The sequence below is a fragment of the Nostoc sp. UCD121 genome (genome assembly GCF_014222285.1).
Lineage (GTDB): Bacteria > Cyanobacteriota > Cyanobacteriia > Cyanobacteriales > Nostocaceae > Nostoc.
In genome coordinates this window covers 21185-28720 of record NZ_JACKZS010000090.1, presented here as the reverse complement: position 1 = coordinate 28720, position 7536 = coordinate 21185, and the positions used below count along the sequence as shown (strand labels likewise).

Below are 7536 nucleotides of genomic sequence, written 5' to 3'. Positions count from 1 at the left end.
ATCCCCAATCCCCAATAACTTTTTATCAATCATGGGTGACAAGTACTTGACGTTATCAGAATTGAACCTTGAGGGACAGTTACTAGGTTTTATTGGTGGTGAACCAGGAAAATATAAATATATGCAATTGGCAGTTCCATCTGGAGATGTGGAAATTAAACTGCCTAAAGAGTTGCGCCGTTTACTAAGTTCATCTTTAATTCCTGGACAGCAAGTTCGCGTTTGTGGTCATAGTAAAATAGACTCACGCACAAGTAAAATTAAAATTAAAGCCTATCGGGTGACACCAATTGATGGGTGTTCAAAGCAAGATTTACCACCTCAAAGCAAAGCCAAGATTATGGTATGTCAAAAGGGTGGTTGCCTGAAACGTGGTGGTAAAGGGTTATTATCAGAGTTAGAAAAAACTTTGTGCGATCGCGGTTTATTAGACAAAGTTACCATTGAACATACAAGTTGCCAAAAATGCTGTAGCAGCGCTCCCAACTGTGTTTTACACCTTGGTAAAAAGAAATACAAGAATATTCATCCTGACGCGATCGCAACTTTGCTAGAAAGTCATTTAACTCAATAGTAATAACCTTCTCTAGCTATTCTTAAAAAAAATACACAACTTTGTAGGGGTAAAAATTTTATCCCTATTTGTTGTAAGTATCATACAGTAATCTTGTCAAACTGCGATCGGCTAAGTTATAACTGCTGCAACGCTCGTAATATCGAATACAAACATAACTTATAAAATTTTTTGTAGTCTTCTTCAAGCTGGATTACAACCCTCATTATTGTGTATAAATTTCTGCAAATATCTTAAATAGCTAAAAATCAATGTCTTTGTTTAGCAATTTACTCAATTTACATTCAGGAAACAAGCCGCTTGAAGATTTTTTTACTGAAATTGTTGCTTATTTTTTATCCCTGAATAACGGTATTTTAATTGATTGGCTAAAACATCACTCAATCATTAGTGATGATAATTATTCCAGCATCAAGATTTCAACCCAACAAGAACACAAAGGACTTGAAAGCCATACAGAGGATAGCAGACTTGATATTGTGGTTGAACTGTCAACTGGTTTAAATACAGACGTAATATTTATTGAATCAAAAATTGGCTCTACAGAAATACCAGGACAATTAAAAAAATATGCTGACATTTTAAGTAAGTTACCAAATATTAGACATCGAATTTTAATTTATATTACCCGTGATTATGACCCAAAAGAAGAAATCAAACAACATGATTATGAGCCAAAACCAGAAATAAAACAATATTGCATTGAGTTATTACCCAAGATAAATTTCTTCCAACTGAGGTGGTATCAGTTTTATAGTTTCCTGGAAAAGCGCGTATTTGATATCTTGGCCCAAGAAATCCTAATTTTTATGAGGAATAACAAAATGGCTCACAACAATCAACTTTCATCTATTGACATATTGACAATGGTAAATTTTAACAAAACACTCAATTTTATAGAAGCTACGCTTAATGACGAAGTTAAAAAAGAATTCAAGCAAGCTTTTGAAGGTATCAATAAATCTGAACTGGATAGCTTGTATCAGTGGAAATCTAAAAATAGATATATAATCGGCACTAGTCTGTCTATCAAAAGATGGGCTTTTTGGTGCGGTCTCGGATACTTTGATTTAAATCCAACTAATTTAACTGATTATCCATATTTAGGTATATTTTTGCAGGTTTCTCCTAATTTCCCAGAACGCCCAAAAATTATTGAATCTATGCACAAAGTAATTAACGATAAACCCAATATATGGACTCCTGAGAACTTAACTATTTTGCCAGCATGGTCAGCTATATTTTATCGAAAAAGCCTACAAGAATTTTTATCTGAAAAAGACCAGCTATGTGCTGTTAAAGATTTTTTCTTGAAATCTATTGATGAACTCAAAAATATTCATCCAGATTTCAGCTTCCCTTGGAAAGGTGTAAGTATAGAAACAGTTACAGAACCTGATAAAGAAGAATATCAGGATATCTTATCAACTTCTATCGGTGGAGTTTAATCTAGCTACAGCTATATTAAGATAAAAATAACTCTGCATTCTCGTAGTTGTTATGAGCCTTACCACTGCTAAACGCTTTACTATAGCTGAATATCACCGTCTAGCTGAACTCGGCTTCTTTGAGGAGAATGACCGAGTTGAGCTAATTAAGGGTGAAATAATCCAGATGGCAGCAAAAGGTACACCGCACTCTGTTTGTAGCACCCGCTTATATCGGGAATTATTCAAGCTGGTTGTCGAAGAAGCGATTCTTCGAGGACAAGAACCAATTATTATACCTGATGACAGCGAACCAGAACCCGATCTAGTCATTGTGCGAAATCGTCCTGATGACTATTTAGAAGCTCATCCTAGCCCATCTGATATATTGCTGGTAATTGAAATTTCTAATTCCACTTTGAAATATGACCAAGAAGTAAAATTATCTGTTTATGCAGAAGCTGGTATTTCCTACTATTGGATATTTAATTTAGTAGATAACTACCTAGAATCTTACAGTGAGCCTTATAAAGATTTACAAGGTAAATTCGGTTATCGCCGCAAGTTAATTTTCCTGCAAAATGAATCAGTTAGTCTGCCATATTTTCCTAATTTAGTTCTGGATTTATCTAAAGTATTTCCAGGTTAATGTATGAGAGACGATGTCTAATTAAAACTTTTTAGGTTTCATTCAAAAGTGTTGAATGTTAAGGAAAATCCGATAAAAACAGCCCAAAATATGTTAAATTTTGGGCGGAAGATTAAAGTATTTCTATTTGATAGTGATTATAAATTCATTTCCCAAGATTGTCAAAGGTATCTTGAGAGGACTGCCAAAAAACGATTATCCAGTATTGAACAGTCGTCTGTTCTTTGAATGCTGGTTATCTTATGCTATGGATAACAGCTTAACAAGTATGCGAGATTTGTTTAACAGATTAAACAACACAGGATTTGAGGTAGATATTTCTACTTTCTCTAAAGCAAATTTACATCGAAGTCAAAAACCATTTCAAGAAATTTACCAAAAATTAAATGAATTAGTACAGAATAAACTTCAAAAAAAGTTGCACGATAAATATGCGATTTGTCCAATTGACTCAACAATTATTACTCTCACCAGTAAATTGTTATGGATACTAGGACACCATCAAGTCAAACTTTTTAGTTCCCTAAATCTAGCTACTGGAAGTCCATCAGATAACTTCATCAATTTTGGGCATGATCATGATTATAAATTTGGTTCTAAAATGATGTCTACTTTACCAACAAATGCTGTTGGGGTAATGGATAGAGGCTTTGCAGGATTAAAATTTATCCAAGAATTAGTACAAGAGAAAAAATACTTTGTTTTGCGGATTAAAAACAATTGGAAACTAGAATTTGAGGATGCAAGTGGATTAATGAAAGTAGGTGCATCTGATGATGCTCAAGCCTATAGAGTCATTAATTTCTGTGATGTAGAAACTAAAATTGAATTTCGCTTAGTTACTAATTTACCAGAGTCAGGAGATGCAGCAGTTACTGACGATGAAATTAAGGACATTTATCGATTACGTTGGGGAGTTGAATTGTTATGGAAGTTTTTAAAGATGTACTTAAAACTTGACAAATTAATTACTAAGAACGTCAATGGTATCACTATACAAATTTACGTTAGTTTAATAGCTTATCTAATTTTACAGATATTATCTATCCCACAACAATGGGGACATACGCTATTAGATAAATTCCGCTATTTACAATCTTGTATGTGTCAGAAAATCAGTTATGTTCATTGGTTTGAAGAGATGATGTCATGTTGACTATTTTAGGCTTTTTAGAGTTAGTGCAACTAAATATGTAAAGTTTTGTATTAGGATTCAACATTTCTGGGTTTCATTAATTCTGACAACACATTTGTATCAAAAATAATCATTTTTCAAATGTTGATACAGTGCGAATAGGTTCTCTAGGAATTTCTGGGAATTCAAAGTCTCCCAAATTTGCAAAACGCTGCTAAATCATATTAGCTAAGTTTAAGGGCTGTTCGTGATTTTCTATTAGAGCCATACGAAGAATTTATTTGGCTTCTTCTTCAAGAGAACGACCATATTTTTCGGCTCGTTTTTGTAGACGATTCTTGATGTCATCATCAAGGTTAGATATAGTAATATTGTTCATAATTAATTCCTCACCTTATTTTTCAAATCAATCCTTCCAGCGCGTGTTGCAAATCATTTGTCACATCAGCGACAGCTTGCCTAGCACCCAAACGATTTTCCTTATACGCCGGGTAACGCTCAGAAATAGATATCGGTTCGCCCACAGTAATTTTTACTTTTTGCTTACCTAATTGCGGACGCTGCACAGTTTTATTGCCTTTGATTTTAGCAATCATTTGCCATAAAATTAAAGTCGTCTCAGCAAACCTTTCTACTGTGGGATTTTCCCTAATATAATTACCAGAAACTGCCACAAAACTTTCTACTAAACGCATGTGCCACATCCGGGCATTTGCTTCTTCAGCAACGCGATCGCCTAAAGATTTCTCTACAGCAGATACTCCTTTTGAATCCTTAAAATCTTCTCTAAATATATAATTCCACCCCGCTTGTTCTACCCGCCGACATCTATCACTCAAAGTACCTTTTGACTGCAAATCAAAATACTGTTCTGATATTAGTAACGCCGCATTCAATAAAGCTTGCAAACGAACTGCTAACGCTTCATTTCTATCTTCAATTTCTCCTACTACTGTTTTGATATCTGGCAGCTTTAGATGATAAAAGCGCGTGTAAAATTTTTCCATCAGCGAAAGTAAATGTTCTGCCAAACTCAATAACCGAGGATAAAGCGACTCTATAGAAGCATTTTCTGGTGCATTCACAGGTAAACCGCTAGCCGCTTCCATTTCACTTAAAAGATTAGCGATCGCACCCCAAGGAGCATCAACGTAACTATATTTAATGCCAACTGGTACAATTAGAACCTGTTCGGGGCGTTCGGCTTTGTGCAAGTCTTCAGCACACCAAAAGCCTAATTGGGCAATTCCGGGTTCTAGAGGGCTGATATTCTCCGATAAGCCATTGGTAGCACCCTCTGGCGCAGCAGCCATCGGAAATCTCCCATTGGCAAACAAGTCACGCGCCGAACGTAACCCCGTCCAGTCAGCCTTACCTCGCTGAATCGGAGTACCACCTAAACGAGAAGCAATCCAACCGACATGGGAACCTGCCCATAGAGGAATGCCGCGATCGTAGATAAAATGAGCGTGAATTGGGAGTTGTAGTGCTGTACCTTGCGATCGCGCTATCTTTGGTACAAGTTGAGATAACAAGTAAGCCAAACAAAACGGATCGTCTGTTTTCGGATGGCGAAATGCCAGCATAAAACGGATCTTACCCTCCTGAAACTGGCGATAGAGATCCACCAGCACCTCTACGTTGTCTGCTTCAATTTGGGTAATAGGTGTTTGCCAGTTTATCCAACTAGGTAGCAACAGCTGGACAAATCGTAGAAATAAGGGGTTAAACGCCGGAGGAATAAATTCTAAGGGTGCCTGTGCTTGATAAATTACATCTGCCAAGGTAGTTTTCTCCTAAAGTTGCGATCAAAAAAGGCGGAAGGCTATAAGTAAAAATGAAAAATAAATAACGCTGTGTACTTTGTACTTCATCCTTAATACTTCATACTTTAGTTGACATAGAAATTAGCGATCAAAGAAAGGCTATAAACGATGCGACTGTCACAAATGTTATTCGTTACACTCCGGGACGATCCAGCTGATGCTGAGATTCCCAGTCATAAATTATTACTCCGTGCAGGCTACATTCGTCGCATCGGTAGTGGTCTTTATGCTTATTTGCCCTTAATGTGGCGGGTACTGCAAAAAGTTTCCCAGATTGTGCGGGAAGAAATGAACGCTACAGGCGCACAAGAATGTCTCTTACCACAATTACAACCTGCTGATTTATGGAAGGAATCGGGACGCTGGGACACTTACACCAAAGCTGAGGGGATCATGTTTTCCCTAATTGACCGCCGTGAGCAACAATTAGGATTAGGCCCAACTCATGAAGAAGTAATCACAGCGATCGCTCGTGATATGATTCGCTCTTATCGCCAGTTACCCCTACACCTCTACCAAATTCAAACTAAATTCCGCGATGAAATTCGTCCCCGCTTTGGTTTGATGCGCGGACGTGAGTTTATCATGAAGGACGGCTACTCCTTTCATACCGATGAAGCCAGCCTCAAAGAAACTTACCAGGATATGTATAAAGCGTACAGCAATATTCTGCGGCGTTCTGGTTTAGCTTTTCGCGCAGTGGAAGCCGATTCCGGTGCAATTGGCGGTTCTGGTTCCACAGAATTTATGATTTTGGCAGAAGCTGGTGAAGACGAAGTTCTTTACACTGAGGATGGTAAATACGCCGCTAACGTAGAAAAGGCTGTTTCTTTACCAACTGATGCCGAAACCTCACGGTTTACAACCTACGAGAAACGCGATACACCTGGAACAGAAACAATTGAAAAGGTGTGTCAACTCCTCAACTGTTCTCCGACTCAATTGGTGAAAAATGTCCTTTATCAGACAGTTTATGATAATGGCACAACAGTGTTAGTTCTGGTGAACATTCGAGGCGATCAGGAAGTTAATGAAGTCAAATTGCAAAATGAATTGACTAAATTAGCTTCGGAATATGGCGCTAAAACTATTATTAGTTTGAATGTACCAAATATAGAAACCCAGCAAACATGGACAGCCAAATCTCTACCTTTAGGCTACATTGCGCCTGATATCGCAGATGAGTATATTGCTGCTAATAAACAGATCCATCCCAAGTTTTTGCGCTTGGTAGATCAAACAGCCGTTGATTTAAAAAACTTTGTTACAGGCGCGAATGAGGCTGGTTATCACGTAGTTGGTGCTAATTGGGGTGAGCAATTTAAATTACCAGAGCGAGTAGTAGATATTCGCAAGTCAAGACCGGGCGATCGCGCCATCCATAACCCAGAACAAACCTTACAAAGCGCCCGTGGAATCGAAGCCGGTCATATTTTCCAATTAGGCACTAAATATTCCCAAGCGATGGGAGCAACTTATACAAATGAACAGGGTGAAGAAAAGCCGCTATTTATGGGTTGTTTTGGTGTAGGCGTGTCGCGGTTAGCGCAAGCTGCCGTAGAGCAATCTTACGATAAAGATGGGATTATTTGGCCAGTTGCGATCGCACCCTACCACGCGATCATCACGATTCCTAACATTAAAGATGCTCAACAAATCGAAGTCGCCCAAAAACTTTACACAGAACTCAATCAAGCAGGAATTGAAACCCTACTAGATGACCGCGATGAACGGGCGGGAGTGAAATTTAAAGATGCTGACTTGATTGGCATCCCTTATAGAATTGTAACCGGACGCGCGATCGCTAATGGCAAAGTCGAAGTTGTAGAAAGAGCCACCCGCAACTCTCAAGAAATTGTCATAGAGGAAGTTACAACAACACTCAAACAGTGGATTACCGCCGCCACTCAGGTAAAAAATTAAAC

Annotated in this window: 6 protein-coding genes and 1 pseudogene; 5 read left to right on the top strand and 2 right to left on the bottom strand. The window is 37.9% G+C overall.

The features are described from left to right. The first annotated feature begins 31 nt into the window (after positions 1-31). The 4 genes from GNF10_RS19465 (at position 32) to GNF10_RS19450 (ending at position 3806) form a co-directional block, all read left to right on the top strand. Positions 32-574, top strand: a complete 543-nt coding sequence (locus tag GNF10_RS19465; RefSeq protein WP_185580239.1) for a (2Fe-2S) ferredoxin domain-containing protein — start codon at positions 32-34, stop codon at positions 572-574. Between the two features lie 251 nt (positions 575-825). Beyond that, positions 826-2022, top strand: a complete 1197-nt coding sequence (locus tag GNF10_RS19460; protein WP_185592129.1) for a PD-(D/E)XK nuclease family protein — start codon at positions 826-828, stop codon at positions 2020-2022. A gap of 52 nt (positions 2023-2074) precedes the next feature. Continuing rightward, a complete protein-coding gene (locus GNF10_RS19455; protein ID WP_185592127.1) occupies positions 2075-2650 on the top strand; it encodes a Uma2 family endonuclease in 576 nt (191 codons plus the stop codon). 133 nt (positions 2651-2783) lie between these two features. Next, positions 2784-3806, top strand: a complete 1023-nt coding sequence (locus tag GNF10_RS19450; protein WP_185592132.1) for an IS4 family transposase — start codon at positions 2784-2786, stop codon at positions 3804-3806. A gap of 109 nt (positions 3807-3915) precedes the next feature. Here GNF10_RS19450 and GNF10_RS19445 read toward each other — a convergent pair. Further along, positions 3916-4164, bottom strand: a pseudogene (locus GNF10_RS19445) (plasmid stability protein). Between the two features lie 22 nt (positions 4165-4186). Next, positions 4187-5569 carry a 1-acyl-sn-glycerol-3-phosphate acyltransferase gene (locus GNF10_RS19440; RefSeq protein ID WP_185580688.1) on the bottom strand — a complete coding sequence of 461 codons (1383 nt, stop codon included), beginning with the start codon at positions 5567-5569 and terminating at the stop codon, positions 4187-4189. A gap of 150 nt (positions 5570-5719) precedes the next feature. Between GNF10_RS19440 and GNF10_RS19435 the strand changes: the two genes are divergently transcribed. Continuing rightward, positions 5720-7534 carry a proline--tRNA ligase gene (locus GNF10_RS19435; protein WP_185580689.1) on the top strand — a complete coding sequence of 605 codons (1815 nt, stop codon included), beginning with the start codon at positions 5720-5722 and terminating at the stop codon, positions 7532-7534. The last annotated feature ends 2 nt before the right edge of the window (positions 7535-7536 follow it).